This window comes from Gimesia maris, from assembly GCF_008298035.1.
Classification (GTDB): Bacteria; Planctomycetota; Planctomycetia; order Planctomycetales; family Planctomycetaceae; genus Gimesia; species Gimesia maris.
Map to the genome: position 1 here is coordinate 2,110,939 of NZ_CP042910.1, position 21,649 is coordinate 2,132,587.

General features: G+C 50.9%; 11 protein-coding genes. 5 read left to right on the forward strand and 6 right to left on the reverse strand.

Annotation, left to right across the window (positions count from 1 at the left end; genetic code table 11):
• Nucleotides 1-4: 4 nt before the first annotated feature.
• Both GmarT_RS08005 and GmarT_RS08010 read right to left on the reverse strand, forming a co-directional pair.
• Nucleotides 5-2,824 (reverse strand): DUF1553 domain-containing protein, encoded by a 2,820-nt coding sequence (locus tag GmarT_RS08005; RefSeq protein WP_187782351.1) that lies wholly within the window; start codon nucleotides 2,822-2,824, stop codon nucleotides 5-7.
• Nucleotides 2,825-2,877: 53 nt separating this feature from the next.
• Nucleotides 2,878-4,353: an Nramp family divalent metal transporter gene (locus tag GmarT_RS08010; protein WP_002647838.1), complete on the reverse strand. Its 1,476-nt coding sequence runs from the start codon at nucleotides 4,351-4,353 to the stop codon at nucleotides 2,878-2,880.
• A gap of 149 nt (nucleotides 4,354-4,502) precedes the next feature.
• Between GmarT_RS08010 and GmarT_RS29715 the strand changes: the two genes are divergently transcribed.
• Complete coding sequence (locus tag GmarT_RS29715) at nucleotides 4,503-7,310, forward strand: sialidase family protein (protein WP_198139430.1); 2,808 nt, start codon at nucleotides 4,503-4,505, stop codon at nucleotides 7,308-7,310.
• Nucleotides 7,311-7,423: 113 nt separating this feature from the next.
• Here the strand turns inward: GmarT_RS29715 and GmarT_RS08020 are convergent, their stop codons facing one another.
• Together GmarT_RS08020 and GmarT_RS08025 are read right to left on the reverse strand one after the other, a co-directional pair.
• Nucleotides 7,424-7,903 (reverse strand): hypothetical protein, encoded by a 480-nt coding sequence (locus tag GmarT_RS08020; RefSeq protein WP_002647836.1) that lies wholly within the window; start codon nucleotides 7,901-7,903, stop codon nucleotides 7,424-7,426.
• Nucleotides 7,904-7,983: 80 nt separating this feature from the next.
• Complete coding sequence (locus GmarT_RS08025; protein ID WP_002647835.1) at nucleotides 7,984-8,397, reverse strand: hypothetical protein; 414 nt, start codon at nucleotides 8,395-8,397, stop codon at nucleotides 7,984-7,986.
• A 241-nt stretch (nucleotides 8,398-8,638) separates the two neighbouring features.
• On the opposite strand from GmarT_RS08025, the gene GmarT_RS08030 reads away from it, so the two are divergent.
• The 4 genes from GmarT_RS08030 (at nucleotide 8,639) to GmarT_RS08045 (ending at nucleotide 17,290) form a co-directional block, all read left to right on the forward strand.
• Entirely contained in the window at nucleotides 8,639-9,160 is a 522-nt protein-coding gene (locus GmarT_RS08030) for a HEAT repeat domain-containing protein (RefSeq protein WP_002647834.1), read from the forward strand.
• Nucleotides 9,161-9,209: 49 nt separating this feature from the next.
• Nucleotides 9,210-11,249 (forward strand): outer membrane protein assembly factor BamB family protein, encoded by a 2,040-nt coding sequence (locus tag GmarT_RS08035; RefSeq protein ID WP_157158973.1) that lies wholly within the window; start codon nucleotides 9,210-9,212, stop codon nucleotides 11,247-11,249.
• Nucleotides 11,250-11,539: 290 nt separating this feature from the next.
• On the forward strand, nucleotides 11,540-15,628 hold the full coding sequence (locus GmarT_RS08040) for a response regulator (protein WP_002647831.1): 4,089 nt from the start codon (nucleotides 11,540-11,542) through the stop codon (nucleotides 15,626-15,628).
• A gap of 3 nt (nucleotides 15,629-15,631) precedes the next feature.
• Nucleotides 15,632-17,290, forward strand: coding sequence for a Glu/Leu/Phe/Val dehydrogenase dimerization domain-containing protein (locus GmarT_RS08045; protein ID WP_002647830.1), 1,659 nt, complete (start codon nucleotides 15,632-15,634; stop codon nucleotides 17,288-17,290).
• A 174-nt stretch (nucleotides 17,291-17,464) separates the two neighbouring features.
• Here GmarT_RS08045 and GmarT_RS08050 read toward each other — a convergent pair whose 3' ends face one another.
• Nucleotides 17,465-19,999 carry a response regulator gene (locus GmarT_RS08050; RefSeq protein WP_002647829.1) on the reverse strand — a complete coding sequence of 845 codons (2,535 nt, stop codon included), beginning with the start codon at nucleotides 19,997-19,999 and terminating at the stop codon, nucleotides 17,465-17,467.
• Nucleotides 19,992-21,500 (reverse strand): ATPase domain-containing protein, encoded by a 1,509-nt coding sequence (locus GmarT_RS08055; protein ID WP_002647828.1) that lies wholly within the window; start codon nucleotides 21,498-21,500, stop codon nucleotides 19,992-19,994. The genes GmarT_RS08050 and GmarT_RS08055 overlap by 8 nt, the downstream gene beginning before the upstream one ends.
• Between the last annotated feature and the right edge of the window lie 149 nt (nucleotides 21,501-21,649).

Consider the following 21,649-nt stretch of genomic DNA (forward strand, 5'->3'; position numbering starts at 1 on the left):
CCATTCAATCGATATATTGAAATTCGGCCAGATTGAAAATCGCATGACAATAATTAGTCAGCGATTTTTGAGATGCTTCCTCTGCTGTGATTTTGGGATTCGCTTTTAACCATTGCTGATTCAATGCATTCATAGTCTCTATCCCAATGGAAATATCCTCCTGAGATGCTTCCCGACCAAATGCCTGCAGGTAGATCTGTTCCACTTGAGCAGTAGAATCATTGCCAGCCTGACTGGAGACTCTTGCAGCGAAGTCAGTCGCCAGTCGATGAATCATCTGATCGTTCAATAAGTGTAACGCCTGGGGCGCCACCAGTGATTCGCCGCGTCGAATACAGTTCGGGCCCATCTGTGGATAGTCAAAGTTTTCCAGCAGCGTTGGTATCTGTGTGCGGCGTTGCAGCACATAGATGCTTCTGCGCCAGCCCTGATCGGAAACTTGGGATGTCACCAGACCATCACGGCGTACATCAACCGGATCGGCAGGCCCATAAGGAGTTTCATCCAATCGGCCTGACAGGTAGAGCAGCGTATCCCGAAGTACTTCACCTTCCATCCTCTTTAAAGGCATCCGCGAGAGCAGGCTGCCATCCGGGTCTCCGCGCAATGCCTCATCCGATACCGCTGAGGACTGTCGATAAGTCTCTGAGGTAACCATCAGCCGATGCAGGGCTTTCAGGCTCCAGTCCTGCCGCACAAATTCTGTTGCCAGCCAGTCCAGCAGCTCCGGGTGAGTCGGACGTTCTCCTGCCCGTCCAAAGTTCTCGGGTGTCTTGACAATTCCTCTGCCAAAATGATGCATCCAGATACGATTGACCATCACCCGTGCGGTCAATGGATGGTCCGGCTGACTCAGCCAGCGTGCAAACGCCAGCCGTCGTCCCCCCTTGTGAGCCACTTGACCGGGCTTGGATATCACCTCCAGCGGGTTTTGTCTGCCGGCGAGTACAGCGGGCACACCGGGTTCGACGGGGCGTCCGGGAGTGAGATAGTTTCCACGTTTCAGAATATAACTGGGGGAAGGGGTGCCCCGGGACCAGAGTGCGCGAATCCGCGGTTGAGGCTGTCTTCTAGCCTCCAATGCTTTGATCTTCTGCTGTAGCTGATCACATTTCTGTTTATACTGCGGATCAGCTTCTTCCAGCGATTTGGCCTGCTTTTCCATCTGCAGCTTCTGTGTCTGTTTTGTCAGCTTAGCGATTTCCTGCTCGATCTGCTGCACTTTGGCAGCCAGTTCCTGTTCGCGCTGATGATATTTGTCGCGTTCTTCCTTCGGGATATATGACAGCGTCCGTGGTCCCTGTGATTTGAGCCAGTCGTGTTCATCATAGGCTTCTTTGAAAACCGCAGTCAGACGATAGTAATCGCGTTGAGGAATGGGATCAAATTTATGGGAATGACAGCGGGCACACTTAATGGTTAACCCCAGCACAGCCGAACCGAGGATGTCCATCTCGTCGGCGATGACTTCCAGGCGATCCGGGACAAAGTTCGTGATGTCCGCAAACGTACGGTCGGGGGCGGTTCGCAGAAATCCTGTCGCAACCAGGCAGTCGTAAACTTCCGGCGTGATTTTTCCTGACTGGTAATCGACCAGTTCATCCCCGGCGATCTGTTCTATCAGAAAACGCGAATAAGGCTTGTCTTCATTCAAGGCCCGAATCACGTAATCACGATAGCGGTACATGTGAGGCCGCAGTTTGTCTTCATTCTGTGCACCTTCCGAATCCGCGTAGCCGGCGGCATCCAGCCAGTGCCGTGCCCACCGTTCGCCATAGCGACGGGATGCGAGCAGACGATCCACCAGTTTTTCATAGGCACGCGGATCCGTATCAATGAGAAACTGCTCGATTTCATCAGGTTGCGGAGGCAACCCGGTCAAATCAAAATAGAGTCGGCGAATTAAAGTTCGTCTGCTGGCGGCAGGAGACAGGCTCAGCCCCTTCTGTTCCAGACGCTGTAAAACAAATGCATCAATCGGATTCTGTACCCGGTCCTGCCCCTCAACTTTCGGTGGCTTTGGCTGTACGGGGGGCTGAAAAGACCAGAATTTTCGATCAGCCTCCGTTATCAGTGTTTCTTCCTCACTTCGCGGCGCATCTACTTCCGGTAATTTCAGCGCAATCCACTGCGCAAGCAGTTCCCGTTCATTGTCCGGCATCGGTTTGACGCTGGCTGAGACCAGCTTGCGCGGGGGTGGCATTTCACCTGCATGAATTCGTTTGAGCAACAGGCTGTCTGACGGATTACCCGGAATGACTGCCGGCCCGGATTTGCCCCCCTTGACAATGGATGCTTTCGTTCGCAAGTCCAGACCGGCTTCTTTGCGCCGGCCCCCATGGCAGACCACACATCGTAAATGGAGCAGGGGAATAATGTCGTGCTGCGTGACAGCAGGCGCTGATTTGACTTTTTCGCGAAAGTGGGCACCGGCGTTCAACCAGTCACGCAACTGCTGAAGTTCCTCTTTACTGAAATGTTTTTTCTCATCCGGCGGCATTTCAGATGATTCGATCATCTGAAATAACAGACTGGCGTCTGCGTCACCCGCCTGGATGATCCGCCCCGACTCACTTCCTTTGAGGATGCTCTCGGGAGAACTCAGATCCAGTCCCGCTTTTCTGGTTTTTGCATTGTGACAGCTGAGGCACTTCTCTTCGAAGAGATTTTGGATCCTGCTTTCATAAAACACAGGTGTTTGTGCGACAGGATTCTCAGCTGCAGCAGAGAAAGAGGGAAGAGTAGCGCAGAGCAGGATCGCTAACAAAACCGTTCGTGGGAAAACAGGGGGGCAATGTTCTCTGGTTGATACAAGTGGCTTCACAGCTGGAATCTCCATGATCCAATGAGCACGCTCTTTGTACAGTACAGTCTGGCTCATCTCAGCGATAAATACAAGTCCCAAAGCAAAGCCAGCGACAGGCATCCGTAACAGATTGCACACAGTATCAAGGCACCGCGCCGCCAGAGGTGAGGCCGCAGTTCTTCAGGTAGCAGCCTCGTGTTGACAATCAGGATCTGTACCGCAGCAATAGCGAGTACAGGCCCGGCGACGGCTCCCAGAATCTTGAACAGGGACAGCGCATGGCCCCAGTTCACTGCCAGCAGTCCCCAGATCGTGGCAAGCGTCAGAAAGAAGTAATACAGCCGGCTGATATTCATTCTACGGCGTTCGCGCACCTGCGGGCTGGCCACCCAGACAATATCGGTCACCGTGCGAATCAAAACATCGGTATTACTTAAATGAGTCGACATCAGCACCCAGAACCCATTCAACAGCGCCAGCCACCAGAAGCCTGACCAGAGATGTTCCGCCATGTAGCGGGCCTGGAAAGCACCTGCTGCCATGTGATCCATCTCCGTATTCTCCGGGATGACGGCTGTCGCCAGATTGACGTTCAAAAACATGCCGACCAGACACCCCATGCCCCAGAGCCAGATCTGGTCTGCAGAGACATACTTCCACCAGGATCGCCAGTTTTGGAGATTCTCGTCGGTGATGGGAAAAACCTGACCTGTTGCAGACAACTGTACTTCACTGTGACTGAAGGCACTCGAAATCGAGCCGACCCTGCTGCCCATGCCAAAACCTTTATCGCGATACCAGTTGGTAATCACCAGGTTGCCGATGCCTCCGGAGCCTGCGGTCGCAGCAAAAGCAGCCAGCAACAAAATATCAATATCAGCGGGGAGTCGTCCAAACTGAAAGAACCCACTTAAGGTTTTCAGCCAGTGTTCCAGTGGAACGAAAAGTACATTCACAACAATCAGAAACGAAAAAATGAACGCGATCATTGCCCAGGAAAAATATTCCAGCATGCGTTCAATCGTCTTGCCGCTAAGCAGGATTCCTACCGTCACCAGGATCACAACATAAGTTAAATAGCTGAGGTACGTGGCATCTCCTGCGCCGGCGATATGACCGGCAAACGCAGCGAAGAGCACAGAGGCACAACCCGCCGCCAGGGCAGGTACTCCCAGTTGGGCAATGGTGGCGAAGATGTAACCGCTGGCCCAGAAGCGGGAGCCGGGACGTAAGCGCATGATTCCCACCAGGATCGGTTCACCCGTATAAAGTGTGTACCGGATTGCTTCGAGGTTAAACAGCAACTGCAGCACAATCGCAACTGTGGCGATCCACAGAATATCCAATCCGTACTTGACCGTAATGGTCGGGCCGACCAGCCATTCACCTCCTCCAATGGAACCCGCGAGTAAAATTGCTCCGGGGCCAATCGTGCGAAATAAATTGCGAATCGTAAAGGGAGGCGGCGCGGGCAGATCGCCGGTTGTCCACGGTGCCAGATTTCCGCTCGTTGTTGCCTGTGATTCCTGATTTGAATTCGTGCTCATCACCTCTTACTTTATCTATGCAGACTACTCAAAACGCTTTATCTCGCCGCGTCTGACTGTTCGAAAACTGCTCGGTTGTGCATAATAAATATCGTTATAACAGAGACCTGCATTCAATTCATTGAAAACTATAGAAAAGAATGACTCCCATGAAATACGCGCTCGGCTTCACTTTCAACTTCTTTCTGTTTGTTTCGCTGTGCACTGCTGCGGAACCACAGGTACCCGCTGGCTGGGATGCTGCGCTCGCCGGTGATCAGGTTCTGGAACGCCTGATCACGGTCACGGGAAAACAGGTGAAGGGGGCTCACGATGCGGAATTGGTCCTGATAAACGATCACGCCTTTATCGTTGCAGAGGTCAATGATACCCGAGCCGGTGAAAGTGCCGGCTGGCCTGAAATCTACTGCGCAATGTCGATCGTAGATCTGACGTCGTTAAAAGTCGAAGCGGTCATTCCCTTCGCACGCAGCAGCCAGGAGTACGAAAATGAAACATTGCCCGTCGGTGCCTGTTTTGTACCCCGGATTCTTCAACATGATGAAAATACCCTGCGTTGTTTTTTTGCCAGTGAACAGCCCGGCAAGCGACAGGCTCAAACCTGGTATATTGATTTTGATATTCCTGCCCGTGCTTTCGAAAACAAAATCCATAAGATCAAACTGAAAACCGCTGCTGGTACCTTCGATATGCAGCCGCAGTATTTTCATGTCGATGCCGTTGCGGACGGTTTCAGGAAACCGGCTAAAGATTTCGGGCTTTATCTGTTTGATTCCTTCAAAAACTGGGAAAATCAGACTTATATCGCCATTAATAATTTTGCAGGAAAACAGAATGCACTCGCCCGTATCAATGATCAGCATGATACGATTGAAGTACTCGGGCATTACAACGAACCCCAGTCTGCACAACTGAGTGAATCGGCCATCAATCGCCTGTCCGATGGAACCTGGATGGCCATCTGCCGCAATGATGGCGGCGATCGCAATTACTATTTCACTACCAGTCAGGATGGTCATAACTGGACAGTGGGTGCACCAATTCCTGCCGTTCCCAATGGCACGAATTCAAAACCGACCTTCGATAAATTTGGTGAAGTGTATTATCTGGGTTGGCAGGAAGCGACCCGCATTGAGGGTGTGAATCGCAGCGTCTTTAACGTCGATGTCTCCCGCGATGGGAAGACCTGGCAGCGCAAGTACCGCTTCGAAACACCTCACTCATTTCAATATCCGGCTTTCGCAGAATACGAAGGAGCCATCTGGCTCTGCGTCACACAGGGAGATTCTTCTCCCAGTCGTAAAGAGCGAATCATGTTTGGTAAACTCGAAGCGAAGGGCGAGTTTGCTTCTCAAGCGGGCATGCAAAGAAAGCCGAAACCAAAACCGGTTGTTCAGCCCGCCATCATGCAGCCGGGCGTAGAACTGTTTACCGATCGTCAATACAGACTCCAGGAGGTTCCTGAGTTATTGAAAGGACTAAAGTTCCTCAAAACAACTATTGAAGGGTATGAAGTGGTCTGCAAAACAGCGGGAACTCTGTATGCCCTGACTCCCGCCAGACGGCCAGGAGCGGCGAGTCGAGTACTCGATCTGATTCGACAGGGATTTGAAAAAGTGGATCTCCCGGAATTTCCGCTCTTCCCGGGTGAAATCAATCGGGTGACTACCTGGCGAAAACAGGTAAAACAAGGAGAGCATCTGCGGTTTCAGAAACTGGTGTTACTCGTAATGGGGGCTGATACAAGCGTCGAAGTAACTGAAGCGACTCCCAGGTCGAAAAAAGAGAAACAGGCTGAGATTAAAAATATGGAACAGCTGGCCGATCTGGCGTTAGTTCCGCCCGTGGTGAATACTTCACCGCTTCCTGAATATGACTACGACAAACTTGATTACGGCATGACGATTGGCATCGAAAGAACGCCTGGCGGGCGGCTCTGGGCCTGCTGGGTGGCAGGGGGCGACAGTCCCGAGGCTTTTTTTGTACTTGCCTCCAGTGATGATGACGGGGCAAGCTGGTCACGGCCGCGTGTGGTTCTGGATTCCCATTCGCCGGATCATCCCATTGATCGCAGTATTCTGGTTGGCAATCTCTGGACCGATCCGCTCGGGCGGCTCTGGCTGATCTTTGATCAATCACTGCATATGTTCGATGGCCGGGCAGGAGTCTGGGCAACGGTATGTGAGAATCCTGATGCCGCAGATCCAAAATGGTCCAAGCCACGCCGGATCTGGCATGGAGTCACTTTAAATAAACCGACTGTGTTATCGAAGGGAGAGTGGATGCTGCCGATCTCGCTGGATCAGCGTAGCGGTTTCGGACCCTTTAAAGGTTGCTTTCAAGAGCTGGATTCCCAGCGTGGAGCGAATGTATTCGTTTCGACCGATCAGGGAGCCACCTGGCAACGCCGTGGCGCGGCAGTATTTCCCAACCCGGACTGGCACGAACATATGATCGTCGAACGCAAGGATGGTTCACTCTGGATGCTGGCGCGGACCCGAAAAGGCATTATGCAGACGATATCGACGGATGGCGGCCGAACCTGGGCGAATCCTACACAGCCTCCACAGATTCGTCAGCCCAACGCGCGTTTTCATATCCGCCGACTGGCATCAGGGCGGTTGTTGCTCATCAAGCATGGAGATAAGATTGACTCCCATCAGGGCAGGGTACAGTTAAGTGCCTGGCTCTCAGACGATGATGGTCTGACCTGGCAGGGCGGGCTGGTGATTGATGAGCGAAAAGGAATTTCCTACCCCGATGGTTTTCAGGCGCCGGATGGATCGATTTATATTTCATACGATCGCAATCGATCCACGGATGGCGAAATATTACTGGCGAAATTTACCGAGCAGGATATTCTGGCGAAAAAACTGGTGAGCCCGGAATCTAAGTTGAAGCAGCTCATCAGTAAAGCAACCCACGCGGAAAAAGATTCGCAGCAGAAGCCAGAGTAAAGAACTTCAGTCCTCTGGTTCAGCCTGCATGAAACAGCAAATTCGATCATTACCGCCTGCTGCCCGTTTAAGGCACACAGGCGGTAATGACATATCTGGGACAGGTCTTGAGATCAGGGTTTCAGCTGATGCTTGCCGCCTGCAAACTGTTGATGACAGGCATTGCAGTTTTTCAGCATGGATTGATAGTGCAGTTGAGCTGCTTTAAAATCTTTTGCTTTCGCTGATTTATAAAGCAAACCACCTGCTTTACGGACCTCAATACTGTGGGCGTCCCATTCTTTACGTTTTTTTTCAGGATCATGCAGAAGTAAAAGATTGCCCCCTTCTGCGAGAATCAGAGAGTCGGCTTTGATCGTTTTCCAGGCACTTCTGTCGGCAGGTTCTGCAGCCATCGCCTGTTTGAGTCGTTTGTAAGTGGGTTGAAAAACGTACTCCATAAACTCGTGCATATCCGGCTCAACCGGTTCGCCTGCATCTTTCTTGCCATTGGCCGGTTCTGCCTGCACGGAAGAAGACGAGTTGAATGCCAGTGTTATGCCGACCAACAGGGTGAAACAGACGGAAATGATCAGTTTTATGTTCAAATTCATTTTGGGAGTTCCTTGAAGTGGGTGGATTACAGAAAAATTCAGTTGTGGGTTTGTAATATCTGCTCGTGATTTACGCAGCTTTAAATGAGCAGAATCTGAAGATACAGATAAGTCTGCGTGCTGCATACTTTGTAAGCCTGGCTTTTGAGACGATTACGCTGAAGCAGGGTGAGGTCTGAAAAATCAGGAATGCCCGGATCAACAGGCTTAAGGTCAGGATGCACGCGCTCAACAGGTGACTGAAATCCGCTGGCAGACGAATTGTTGAAGACGATTGAATGGCCGTGGTCTTCCAGGACAACACCGGGGAAGAGAGGGTGTGAATGCCAGCCAGAGGGGAGTGACTGATTTTGAAAAGGAGGGTGGAACAACTGTATGTGTTGAGCCAGTTGTTGTCCCAGAAGTCTTTCATGGCTGTGCCCCCAACGCAGTGGAAGACTGATCGCAAGAAGCAGGAGCGGAAAAACCAGAAGTCTGTTCAATCGATGTGGCATACCGTTTACCGGATTTCATTGTCAGCGTACGATTATTCTTATCAATTCACCATCTGCCTGATTGTAATGAGTCGACTGGGATACAGCAATCATTGCAAACTGTGAGACGGTGATGGATTCTGGTAGATTCGTATTCGAATCCAAACTGGAAAGAATCGTGTAATTTGATTCGAAAAATGGTATAATACCGCTTGTTGTCGTTTTCAGTATTTTAACTGTCTAATCAACAGGAGAAACGGTGATGACCGATAAACCAACTCAGACAGATATCGCAGATCCTCAAGTTGCTGAATGGATCAGTCAGCTTGACAGTTCAGACAGTGAGTTACGCCAGTCCGCTCGGAAGAGTTTGACTAAACTCGGCAAGCCAGCGGTCCCTGCATTGGCGGAAGCATTGGGAAGTGCTTCCGAAATGCGGCGCTGGGAAGCAGCCAAATCGCTTGAAGCCATCTGCGACCCGGATGCAGTACCTGCTTTAGTAGAAGCTTTAACAGATGATACCAGTGTGAAATGGGTGGCCGGCGATGCATTGATCGCATTGAATGAAAAGGCCGTGCCGGAGGTTTTGCATGCATTAATCAAAGATCCCGCGGAGTTCAGAGATGGTGCCTGTTTTGTTTTACATCACCTGGCTTCTGATAACGAGGATTTGAGAGACACACTGACGCCTGTTGTGCATGCCTTGAAATCACTGGATTCGTCCATGACCGTTCCGGTCGAGGCACTTGAGGCACTCTCTAAACTTTCGGCAGCCGGTTCCTGACATTTCTGAATTAAGATTCTGAATCGCTTCGATATTGAATGAACAGCCTGTGACAAATGTGCCATCACCCCCTGCGCGAGGGATTATCGCCCAGCTGTATCAGGCAGCCTGGCTGCTGTTGATTTTATCTTTGCTGACTTCTCCCGGATCTTTATATGCACAGACAATTGTTCCCAGTCCATTTCTACCGGCTGATGTCAAAGAGGCAGGTTGGCCTGCGGTCAGGGGACTTCATTTTGATGCACATTCCCCTGAGATCCATATCGCGGATACCTGGCCCACCGCGGGGCCGCCGGTGCTGTGGGTCAAAGAACTGGGCCAGGGGTACTCTGCTTTTGTTGCGCGAGGAAATCGGGTCTATACCCAGGGACAGAACCTGCAGGGGCAGTATGTCTATTGTCTGGATGCCCGTTCGGGAACAGAAATCTGGAAGCACTGGTATGACTGGCCTTACGAACTGGCGGGAGTCTACCCGGGACCGCGTGCCACTCCCACACTGGCAGAGGGGCGTCTGTTGTTTGCCGGTCCCAGCGGGCTGGTTGGTTGCCTGAATGCAGACACTGGAAAATTAATCTGGTCGCGCAATCTCGTCACAGAATTCAAAGGGGATGGGGGGATCGGCTTTGGTTATGCCTGTTCGCCTACGGTCGTCGATCAACTGGTCGTAATGCCTGTCGGAGGTCCCGGGGCAAGCCTGGTCGCCTTGCATCTGGAGGATGGAAAGACAGCCTGGCAGGCAGGAAGTCAACCAGCCAGTTATACGCCGGCTATGCCCATTGTACGAAATGGACGAAAACTGATCGTGGGTTACCTGGAGAATGCACTGGTACTTCACGATCTCAAAACCGGTGAATTACTTCTGGAACATGATCTTTCTGAAGGATACGACGAACATTCGTCCTGGCCACTCTATCGGGAGCCATATCTATGGATTGCGGCTCCCTTCAGGTCGGGCTCTCAATTGTTCGAAATCCCCGCAGAGTTTGAAAAAGGGGCCACACTTAAAACGATCTGGCGTTCCAGGATCTTAGCGAATGACGTTCTTTCGAGTGTCCTTGTGGGGGATCAGATCTATGGTTTTGATATTTTTGATCAGCAGTCAAAAACGCAACGACCTTCGCGGGGAAAATTCCGCTGCATTGACTTTCTGACGGGAAACGAATTATGGGAGCAGGGTTCAGGCAGACCGGAACGCTCCACCAATGATACTTCGGACGAGATTGGTCAGGCAGGGATCATCGTTGCCGACGACAAACTGATTTTGCTCAACGAGCGTGGTGAACTGATTTTATTAAGAATCAATCCGGAGGAATGTGATATTCTGGCGCGCTGTTCTGTTCTGACAGGCGAATTGACCTGGACGCCTCCGATTCTGCATCGTGGTTGTGTTTATGTTCGCAATCAGTCGCGGGCGGCCTGTATCTATGTCGGGAAGCCTGAATTACTGCCAACTCAGCAACAGACATTGCGTGTTGATGAGATCCCCCAGGAACGATATGTGGACTGGGCGGGAGAGATTCTTTCCGTCGAACCAGAGTATGCCTTTGACCTGCCTTCCCAGGCCTGGCTCTGGAACTGGTTTTGCTGGTCCACGGGATTGCTGCTGGCGAGTCTGCTGATCGCATTGATCCCGGCCAGTCTGGTTCGTGTTGAGCTTCGGTTATTAACCTGGACAGTCTGTTATCGAACCCTCGCTTTTATCTGTGGTGCGCTGGGGACTACCTGGATCAGTGCCTGGACTGGGGAGTTCGTTTTTACCTGGCCTCTCTGTCTGTATATTGCCTTCGATCCTGTTCTGGCAGTCGTCCAGTTTCGAAGATCGAATCAGCGTTCCCTCTGGCGTGATTATCTGCCACTGTTGATCTTCGCTGGCATTTCAATTCTGTATTTTCTGTTATGCCGACGTTTGAGCCTGGTTTTTGAATGGGCCTTTCTGGCTGGTCCGATCGGGGCACTTCCGCCGGGACTGCTGGAAGCACAGCTTTCCAAAGAAAAGTTCAGAGGAATCTGTCTTTCTGCGATCTTGAAGCTGTTCACGTATGCCGGGTTTTATGGCAGTGGAATTGTTGTGTTCTGGCTCAAATACTGAGACCAGGCAGATTCAGAAACAAACCGCTTCAATGCCATGTGACATCAGTCGATTCCTTAAAATCGATCATTTTTTTGATGAAAGTCCGGGAGATCTTTTCGAACTTTTAAACAACCCATTTCCAAAGCAGAGTTTACTGCATAGAATATATGTAAACGCATACGATGCAACAAATTGCAGATTGAAGTCGACTGACGATTGCAAAGAAATTGCTGCACCGGGAGAGGGGCTGGAGAAGAGCCGTGCACCCGAGGCGCAGGTATCGTTATGTGCCAGGAAGGATCAGCTCCATGTGCGCTTCCACTGATCGAGCTCAAGTTGCTCCCGTAGCAAAGCAGCATACTTTCACAAATGAACCGCCTTCATTCTGGCGATCACTTTTGTTAAAGAATACTCTGTTCGTTGCAGCTGTCGTCGTATTGAGCGGCGGGATTCTCGGGCATCTGGCCTATGTTCTCGCGCGTGATATTATTCATGACAATATTCACCTCCGTCTGCAACTGGTTGTCACAGATCGGGCAGCGCTCTTCGAAGAATATGTGAAGCAGCAGTTAGAACGTGCTGCTCTGGTGACAAATCGGACCAGCCTGCATGAATTGATTCAGGAGTTCAACGGGGGAGAAATTGATCTGAATTCGTTTCGCGAGCAATCGCAGCGAATTCTGGAGGACACAAAATTTGGAAGTTCATCGAGCTTTCGTGATCTGTGGATTGTCAATCCGCAGGGAACCGTGATTACTGCGACCAATGATGCTTATTTGAGTAAAACCTATGCCGGTGATCCTGGTTTTCTGGAAGGAAAAGAGCATCCACGCCTGGATCTGCCTCAGGAAGTCGACGGCCGTTATCTCACTTACCTGGTCGCACCGATGAACTCTGAAGCAGGAAACCTGCTGGGGGTCCTCATGGTCTGGTTGGATGTGACCCCGCTCAAAGAGATACTGACGAATCGCGTTGGCTTGCAGAAGACAGGGGACTTACTGGTTGCGACCCAGCAGGGAGATCATGTTCGCTATCTGTTTCAGCCACGCGACAGTGAAGTCTGGTCGGTGCCGATTTCTGATGTGCCGGCGATGGCAAAAGCACTGCAGGACGAGAGTGGATCAGAAGTTTTGAATTACAGCGGCGATCGGGTACTGGTCTCTTATCGCCCGGTTGATTATCAACCAGATCTGGAAGCGCCCTGGGGCATGATTGCCAAAATCAGCCTGGAGGAAGCTTACGCGCCTGTGACCTATTTGCGCAAAGTGCTGCTGCTACTGCAGGTGGGGCTGATGTTTTTCGGCATGGCTGTTTCGTTTCTCGTTGCACGTCGCTTTACCCGGCCTGTTTTGGGGCTGGCTACTTCCGCTTCCAAAATTGCGAAAGGGAACCTGGATGTCCGGGTTCCCATCTCTTCTTCAGATGAAGTGGGCATGTTGGGGGCAGCGTTTAATCATATGGCAGAGGAACTGTCTGCCTCTCGAGAAGAACTGGAAGACCGGATTGAACAACGCACGGCTGAGCTAAAAGCTTCACAGAAGCAGCTCAGGCGGCAGTCGCAGATTCTGCAATCGATCCTGGACAGTATGGGCGATGGTGTGATTGTTGCTGACCAGGATGGAAATTCCGTATTCTGGAATCCGGCCGCCGAGCAGATAGTAGGTATTGGTCCGCAGAATGTGGATCCTGACAAGTGGTCGCAGATTTATGGATGCTACCTGGCAGACGGCAAAACCATGTGTCCCTCCCGGGATCTGCCTCTGGCCCGCGCGATGCGGGGAGAGTCGCTGGATGAAGTTGTGCTGTATCTCGAAAATCCGGATATCCCGGAGGGGACCTGGATCAGTGTGACCGCCCGGCCTCTCAGAAACGATCGCGGTGAGTTACGAGGCGGCGTCATTGTAATGCGGGATATTACGGAGTCTCGTGCCAACCAGGAGGAACTGCAGTCAAGAGACGAAAAGAACCGGGCGATTCTGGCGACGACTCATGAATCATACATTGCCATCAATGAGAAGAGTCTTATTTGTGAGTGGAACGAACAGGCGGAGGTGACATTTGGCTGGTCTTATGCAGAAGCGATAGGACGTTCTCTGGAAGAGACGATCATTCCTGAACGTTACTGGCTGCAGCATACGCATGGTATTGAGCATTATTTACGATCAGGCGAAGGTCCCTTTCTCAACAAACGTCTGGAGCTATCAGCCATGCACCGCGATGGTCATGAATTTCCCGTGGAACTAACCATCACACCGGTTCCCCAGGGGAGCGGCTTTCTGTTTGCCGCATTTATTCATGATATTACGGTAGAAAAACAGGCAGAGGAAGAATTAAGACAGGCAAAAGAAGCTGCTGAAGCTGCCAGTCGCGCGAAAAGTGCATTTCTGGCTACGATGAGTCACGAAATTCGCACACCGATGAATGCCGTGATCGGGATGACGGAACTGCTGCTCGATACGGACCTGAATTCCACTCAACGTGAATATCTGACGATGGTGCAGGAATCGGGGGAATCATTACTTTCGGTGATTAACGATATTCTTGATTTCTCGAAAATCGAAGCGGGGCGATTTGATCTTGAGAAAGCGCCGTTCCACCTGCGGGAAAACCTGGGAGATACCATGAGGTCTCTCGCAGTCCGTGCTCATCACAAGCACCTGGAACTCGCCTTCCACCTTGATGCAGATGTCCCGGATACGATCGTCGGTGATCGTTTCCGATTGCGTCAGATTATTGTCAACCTGGTCGGTAATGCCATTAAATTTACTGAGGAAGGCGAAATTGTTCTGGACGTGAACTACGACTTCCAGTCAAAAAATGAACTGCAACTGCATTTTGTTGTCCGCGATACCGGAATCGGGATCCCTGAGGACAAACAACAGCAGATCTTCCAGGCTTTCGAACAGGTTGATGAATCGATGGCCCGACGCTTCAGTGGTACGGGGCTGGGATTGGCGATTGCCTCGCGCCTGATTGAAATGATGGGGGGAAAGATCTGGGTCAACAGCGAAGTCGGCAAAGGAAGTGAATTTCATTTTACGGCCCGTTTCGAATTAACTGAGGAGGAAGTGCCTGCAAACGAACCTTTGTTGAAAGCGGAGCTTGATGGATTACGGGTTCTGATTGTGGATGACAATCTTACGAATTGCCAGATTCTTGAAGAGATGCTGGGAAGCTGGAACATGCAGACTCAATCCATCAATCGCGGCAGTGATGCCTTGGATGTCATGCACGCCAGCCAGCAGTCAAAGCATCCTTTTGACCTGGTACTGGTTGATGCAAATATGCCTGTCATGGACGGGTTTTCTGTCGCAAAGGCCATCAAGCAGGATTCCACACTGGGCAGTGCCGTCATCATGATGATTACTTCCAGCGACCGCCAGGGAGAAATATCCCGCTGTAAAGAGCTGGGAATAGCCGCCCATCTGATTAAGCCATTAAAGCAGTCGGAGTTGTTCAACTCGATTGCAGAAACCCTGGGGATGAACGGGACGCCACAGCATGATATGCGAACAGCGACTGCTGATCTGGCACAGAGGATCCCGCCTCTGAAGATTCTGCTGGCAGAAGACAGCCTGGTAAACCAGAAACTGGCGCTGGCACTCCTGAAACCCCAGGGGCATGAAATTGCAGTCGTTCTGAATGGCAGCGATGCCGTGAACGAAAGGAAAAACCGTGAGTTTGATCTGATTCTGATGGATGTACAGATGCCTGAAATGGATGGTCTGGAAGCAACCCGACAGATTCGAGAATATGAACAGGAGACAGGAGAGCACGTTCCCATCATCGCCATGACTGCACACGCGATGAAGGGAGATCGTGAGCGTTGTCTGGAGGCTGGCATGGATGGTTACGTATCCAAACCGGTTCGTGTCAGAGAACTGTTTTCGACGATAGAAGAATGTCTGCATTTTACTTCAGCAGATGCTCTCACCGAAGAAATTATTATTCCTGAATCGAAAGACGCGGATGAGATCATGGATGATTCAAGCAGCAAGGCAGAGGCAAGGCAACCAGAGGAACTCTACGAACCAGGCACAATGCCTGTCATTAACTGGCAGCAGGCGATGGAGAAATCTGAAATTCCCGCTGAAGCGCTTAATGAACTGGGACAGATCTTTCTGACCGAGGCCCCTCGCTTATTGTCTGAAATCAGGGAAGCTTTGAAAGACAATGACGCGCAGACGCTCAGGCGCGCCGCCCACACGCTGAAAAGTTCGGCTGCTCTGTTTGAAGCGCATCCTGCTGCAGAAGCGGCTCAAAAGCTGGAAATGATGGGGAAAGAGAAAAAATTGAGCGAAGCCAGGGAGGCATTGGAGAATCTGGACCGCGAATTCGAGCGATTACTCCCCGCAGTCGTCGATCACATTGAGTCAACTACCTCAGAAAAGGAATAACTGATGAATACTTCATCTGGGAATACAGTAAAAGTACTTCTGATTGAAGATAATCCGATTCACGTCGGCTTGGTTAAAACTTTATTATCAGAATCAAAATCTCCCTTTTTTCAACTCCAGTATGCCGGGACATTACAGGCCGGTTTGAATCAACTGGATGCGGCCGCGGTAGATGTCGTGCTCCTCGATCTGACTCTCCCTGACAGTGAAGACCTGGATACATTTATCAGGGTTCGTTCATTTGCCCCGACGATTCCTATTGTCATTGTAACCGGTCTGGATGATGTCAAACTGGCTGCCAAGGCGGTCGAGGCCGGTGCCCAGGATTACCTCGTGAAGACGCAACTCAGCAGAACTTCACTGATTCGATCGATGCGATATGCAATTGAACGGACCCGGGTACGAGACGCAGAATGGGATTCTCCCATGTTTCGCCTGGCCCAGCGGCAGTTTCTGAAAGCGGCTCAGTTCATGGGACTGGATGATAATATCAGGCAGCGGCTGTTATTCCCGCAGCGAACCCTGGTGGTCACATTACCCTTTCGGCGGGATCATTATACAGAGGTGGAGACCGTCTTTGGATATCGAGTCCAGCATATTCTGACGATGGGACCGACGAAAGGGGGGATCCGTTATCACCAGGATGTCAGCCTGGGGGAAGTTTCTGCACTGGCCATGTGGATGAGCTGGAAATGCGCGCTCGTGCATCTTCCGTTTGGAGGAGCGAAGGGGGGAGTTCGTATTGATCCGACCGGGTTGACCAGCCATGAACTGCAGCGGCTGACGCGGCGCTTTGCTACAGAAATCAGCCCGATTATCGGTCCTGATAAGGATATTCCGGCTCCCGATATGGGAACGAACGAACGGGTCATGGCCTGGATTATGGATACCTACAGCCAGGAAAAGGGGTACACTGTTCCTGCAGTTGTTACCGGAAAACCACTGGTACTGGGGGGAGCCCGCGGCAGAAATGAAGCCACCGGACGCGGTGTGGTTTATCTGATCCAGGAAGCGGCGAAACACCTGAAAATGAACCTGAGTGAATGCACGGCCGTGGTACAGGGCTTTGGAAATGTCGGCAGCCATGCCGCCTTGTTCCTGAGTGAACTGGGGGTAAAGCTCATTGGCGTGAGTGATGCCACAACCGGCGTTTATAATCGGCACGGGTTATCAATCCCTTCACTGCTGGAATACGTCGCCCAAAACCGGTTTCTGGAAGGTTATCCAGAAGGGGATCACATCAGCAATGAAGAACTGCTGGAGCTCAAGTGTGATATTCTGGTTCCGGCAGCACTGCAGAATCAGATCACTGCGGAGAATGCCGACCGTATTCAATGTAAACTTCTGGCGGAGGGAGCCAATGGCCCGACGACATTGGAAGCAGATGAAGTGCTTAATGAAAAAGGAGTGTTTATCCTGCCGGATATTCTGGCAAATGCCGGCGGTGTGACCGTATCCTACTTCGAATGGGTTCAGGATACTCAAAACTATATGTGGACACTGGATGAAGTAAACCAGCGATTGAAGTCGATTCTCCAGGACGCGTTTCGACGAACTCTGAATCGCGCCCAGAAGAATCAGTTTGATATGCGAACCGCTGCCATGATTGAGGGGGTCGAACGCGTTGCCCAGGCGAAACTGGCCCGGGGACTATATCCATAATCCTCAATTCGAGCTGTTCTGGGCCGTATAGACTGTATCCATTTTTACTGTAGCGTCTCCGGGGCTATGGGGATCGAGTATCTAGATCGGAAGACGCTATGGCTCAATGTGATGCGATCCAGAAAGTAACAGATTGAGGCTGGCTGACTTCTGAATAAGAAATATCCGAAAACTTTATTGCGTATAGCGAGCCACTGTTTCAATCAGTTCTTTAGTATTGATCGGCTTACTGATAAAAGCATCACAACCACTGGCCAGGCAACGGGTCATATCGCCGTGCATCGCGTCCGCAGTAAGTGCAATGATCGGTCGCTTAAAGCCGAGGCTGCGCAGTCGTTCCGCAGTCTGGTATCCGTCCAGCCGAGGCATCTGCATGTCCAGCAGAATCATATCGTATGATTTTTCTCCCTGTTTTATCCGTTCGATAGCTTCAAGCCCATCATTGGCCGATTCGACTTGTGCGCCGGATTTGATCAGAAACTGTTTTACAATATAACGGATATCACGTCGGTCATCCACGACCAGTACGTTGCAGGATAAAGAAGGTGCCGATCCCTGAGAATCTGGTTTGTCATTCGATGTTTTATGTTTATTCTGCGGCTGAATCAATGAAGCAGACTCGACTAAACCGGCAGTGATTTGGCAGGTAAATGTGGTACCTGAACCGGATTTACTGTGAACTTCAATACTTCCGCCCAGCATGCGGGCCAGTCGCGCACTGATAGCAAGCCCCAGCCCGGTTCCTCCAAACGCGCGGGTCACGGAAGTATCGCCTTGAGAAAATTCCTGGAAAAGCTGGGAAAGTTGTGCGTCTGTGATTCCGATACCTGTGTCGATCACTTCAAACTGAATGGCGGGCGGTTCACCGGATGCATCATAGGAGATGACAAGTCGGATTGAACCCTCCGAGGTGAATTTGACCGCGTTCCCAATCAGGTTCACTAAAATCTGTCTCAGTCGTTTTGGGTCGCTTTCGATCTGGCTGGGAATGGTTGTTGCGTATTCGACACTGAAATCGAGTTTCTTTTCGGCCGCGCGAATATGCATCATCGAGTACACGTCTGCAATCAGCTCATTCGCGGCAAAATACTCCGTCACGCATTCCATCTTGCCGGCTTCGATTTTGGAAAGATCCAGAATATCATTGATGATATCCAGCAGGAAACTTCCGTTTTTCTGTATCATGCGCAGGTGTTTCAGCTTTTCTGGATCGTTTTCTGAACCGGCAAGTAAATCAGCATAGCCGAGAACTGCTGTCATGGGAGTGCGTATTTCGTGACTCATGTTGGCAACAAATTCACTTTTAGCAGCGCTCGCCTGTTGCCCGATTTTGTACAGCCGGGCATTGTCAATCGCGATGGAAGCCCGTCGTGCCAGTTCTTCAGCAGTCTTGAAGTCACTGATTTTGTGTCGATGGGCGGCATCTGTTTGAATCAGGGTTAAAACACCAAACTGCAGATCGCGTATCCCCAGGGCTACCACGATCAATGACTCCGCGCCTAACTCTCGCAGGACAGGCAGATGCTCTGGTGTCGGAACGACTTCCTGAAGCAATTCCTCTGTCAGGTTTTCCACAAAAATAGTTTCGTTTCCGAACAGATGTGAATTGGCTGACCGTTCCTTTAAGGAGGGGATGGAGTCGGTTTGCATCAGCTGCTCTGCCAGAATCGAGGCTCCCGGATCCGAATGAGCAATTTTCATGCGCCTGATGGTATGATCATCGCCGATCAACTCCAGAATCGCCCAGTCTCCCAAGGTGGGCACACATAATGATGTGACGCTTTCCAGTGTCGTTTCAAAATCAAGCGAAGCGGCAAGTGTCATCGTTGCTTCACTCAGAAACCGTTCAATTTCAGCTGCACGCTGTTCCCGTTTCTCCTGAACTTTTTCCGCTGTAATATCCCAGAACAGGCCGGCGAAATGACCGGGGTTTCCCAGTTCCCATTCTACAGATTCGCCCATCAACTCCATCCATCTCTGTTCTTTGCCAGAGTAAAGGATACGAAATTCTTCTTCAAAAGACTGATTTTTCCTGACGGAGGCTTCCCAGACTTCCTGTAACTTCGGTAAATCCTCAGGGTGAATCACGGAATAAAATCGCTCAAGTGTGACAGGTTCACCGGGAGGCAATCCCAGTAAATCATAAATCGCATCCGACCAGTACAGTTTCTCATTCTGCAGTTCCCAGGCAGCCATGCCTCCTGCTTTCAAGGCCAGTGAAAAGCGTCTTTGCTGAATCTCCAGGTTCTGATTGACTTCGGTTCGTTCTCTCAGCAGGTCGCGCACACTGTATTGGCGTTCCCGGTCGCGAAGCTTCGCCCGGATCGTATTGATAAAAACTGCAATCCGAACCGGACGCCGAATCAGGGTAATGTTCCCCAGTTCCTGTAACTGATTGAGTGAAGGCGAGGCATGCTCACCGGCGATCAGTAAAACCACGATGGGAAGATCGGACCATGCCGGCTGGTTTGACAGTAAGTCCGGTATCAGGCCATTCTGATCAGCTTTCAGGTATTCTTCTGCGATCAGTGCGACCGCAGCGTGACCCTGGTTGACCTGTTCATAGAGTTCTTTCAGACTGGTACACACTCGTGTTTTAATTCGAGCATCTTCCAGAACCTGGACGCAAAATTCATTGTCCTTGGGGGTCGGAGCCAGAATCAGCACACAGAGACTGTCGGAATCCTCTGTCACTGATTCTTTACTCATGCTCTCTTCCCAGTAACTTTGAGGTTTTTCCGGTGAAAGTGGGGGTACCACTGAGGATTCCCTGAAATTCGTCTAAAGGTGAACCAACTCGAATGACACCATTCCGCATTTGAAATTCACGTATTGTGCGCTCATGAGAGCCAGTCCGTTTTTTTACCACGGAAATCGCCTGCCGCAGTTCTCCTGTCGCTTCAAAATAACGAAACAGGATGACTGCATCTGCCAGGTAACTGGCGTCGACAGGGGTAGCCATATGCCCCAGCATCCCATGTTGGGCAACAACAAGGAATGTCAGTATTTTCTGCTTGGCCAAAGTCTTGAGAATTTCATGCATCTGCACGATCAGAAAACGCTCATGAGGCATTGCATTCATATAACCATTCAGGCTGTCGATAACCACGACAGAAACCCGCCGGCCATCTTCACTGGGCTGGATCGCTTCTCGAATCTGACAGGCAAACTCTCCGGGCAGTAATTCACCGGGATCCAGCTGATGAATAAGAATATTCCCCGACTCCAGGTGTTCCTGAAGTGGCATATTTAAACTGGCTGCACGCTCCAGGAGGACTTCACGCGTTTCATCAAAGATAAAAAAGACCGCTTTTTCGCCCCGACTCGCAGCGGAAATTGCATACAGCATGGCAGTGGATGATTTACCCACTCCTGCCGGACCCAGAAGCAGGGTACTGGTTCCGGGGGAGAGACCGCCGCCCACCAGTTGGTCTAATGAATCGTTTCCACTCAAGATAAGTGGGAAATTCGCGTTCTCAATCGGTTGTGGCTGTCCCTTGCGGGGAAACAGATTCAGCCCCCCCGTCAGCAACTGAAAGTCATGATAGCCTCCCTGAAATTTCTGGCCTCGATGCTTAATCACTCTCAAGCGACGACGTTCGCCCCCGTAATCTCCCATCAAGTGTTCCAGGCGAATCACGCCATGCGCAATACTTTGCAATTGCTGATCCGCATCCTGTGCGGTATTATCGTCCAGCATCAGCACCGTGCAGTTGCGACCAGTGAAGAAGTGTTTGAGGGCCAGTATCTGGCGTCGATAGCGAAGAGGACTCTGTGCCAGCAGCCGCATTTCGGAAAGTGAATCGAAGGCGACTCGCGTGGGTTTACTCTGTTCGACGTGCTCCAGTACCCCGCGGATCGTTTTACTTAATTCCACTTCGGAAGGTTCGAACATGGAATACTGTGAGGCATTGGAGTCAACCAGTTCATTTGAATCAACCAGTTCGTAGACCTCAATCTCTTGCATGTTCCAACCATGCGAAGCGGCAACCGCCTCGAGTTCTTCTTTGGTTTCAGACAGCGTGACGTATAAACCCGTCTCTCCATTTTTAGCTCCTTCCAGCAGAAACTGGAGGGCAAGGGTGGTTTTGCCCGTACCCGGGTCACCCTCAACTAAATAGACCCGACCGGACGTCAAACCACCTTCCAGAATGGTATCTAATGCTGGATTACCTGTTTGCACCATCTGGTCAAGTTTTGAATCGTTCATCATCGTCTTCTCTCAATTGGGTAACTGTTTTATCCAATATTAAATCAGGCAGAGAATTATGTTTTGCGAGGTATTCAATCAGAATTACGCTTCTGTGGCAGTGGGTATCTGGATTAATCCATTCATTAAATGGAGATGAATCCTCAGGT

Bases quoted from the DNA above. Each gene is read 5' to 3' on its own strand.
- GmarT_RS08045 (WP_002647830.1), top strand. From the start codon at position 15,632: ATGAATACTTCATCTGGGAATACAGTAAAAGTACTTCTGATTGAAGAT.
- GmarT_RS08050 (WP_002647829.1), bottom strand. From the start codon at position 19,999: ATGAGTAAAGAATCAGTGACAGAGGATTCCGACAGTCTCTGTGTGCTG.
- GmarT_RS08025 (WP_002647835.1), bottom strand. From the start codon at position 8,397: ATGCCACATCGATTGAACAGACTTCTGGTTTTTCCGCTCCTGCTTCTT.
- GmarT_RS08020 (WP_002647836.1), bottom strand. From the start codon at position 7,903: ATGAATTTGAACATAAAACTGATCATTTCCGTCTGTTTCACCCTGTTG.
- GmarT_RS08010 (WP_002647838.1), bottom strand. From the start codon at position 4,353: ATGAGCACGAATTCAAATCAGGAATCACAGGCAACAACGAGCGGAAAT.
- GmarT_RS08030 (WP_002647834.1), top strand. From the start codon at position 8,639: ATGACCGATAAACCAACTCAGACAGATATCGCAGATCCTCAAGTTGCT.
- GmarT_RS08055 (WP_002647828.1), bottom strand. From the start codon at position 21,500: ATGAACGATTCAAAACTTGACCAGATGGTGCAAACAGGTAATCCAGCA.
- GmarT_RS29715 (WP_198139430.1), top strand. From the start codon at position 4,503: ATGAAATACGCGCTCGGCTTCACTTTCAACTTCTTTCTGTTTGTTTCG.
- GmarT_RS08040 (WP_002647831.1), top strand. From the start codon at position 11,540: ATGTGCGCTTCCACTGATCGAGCTCAAGTTGCTCCCGTAGCAAAGCAG.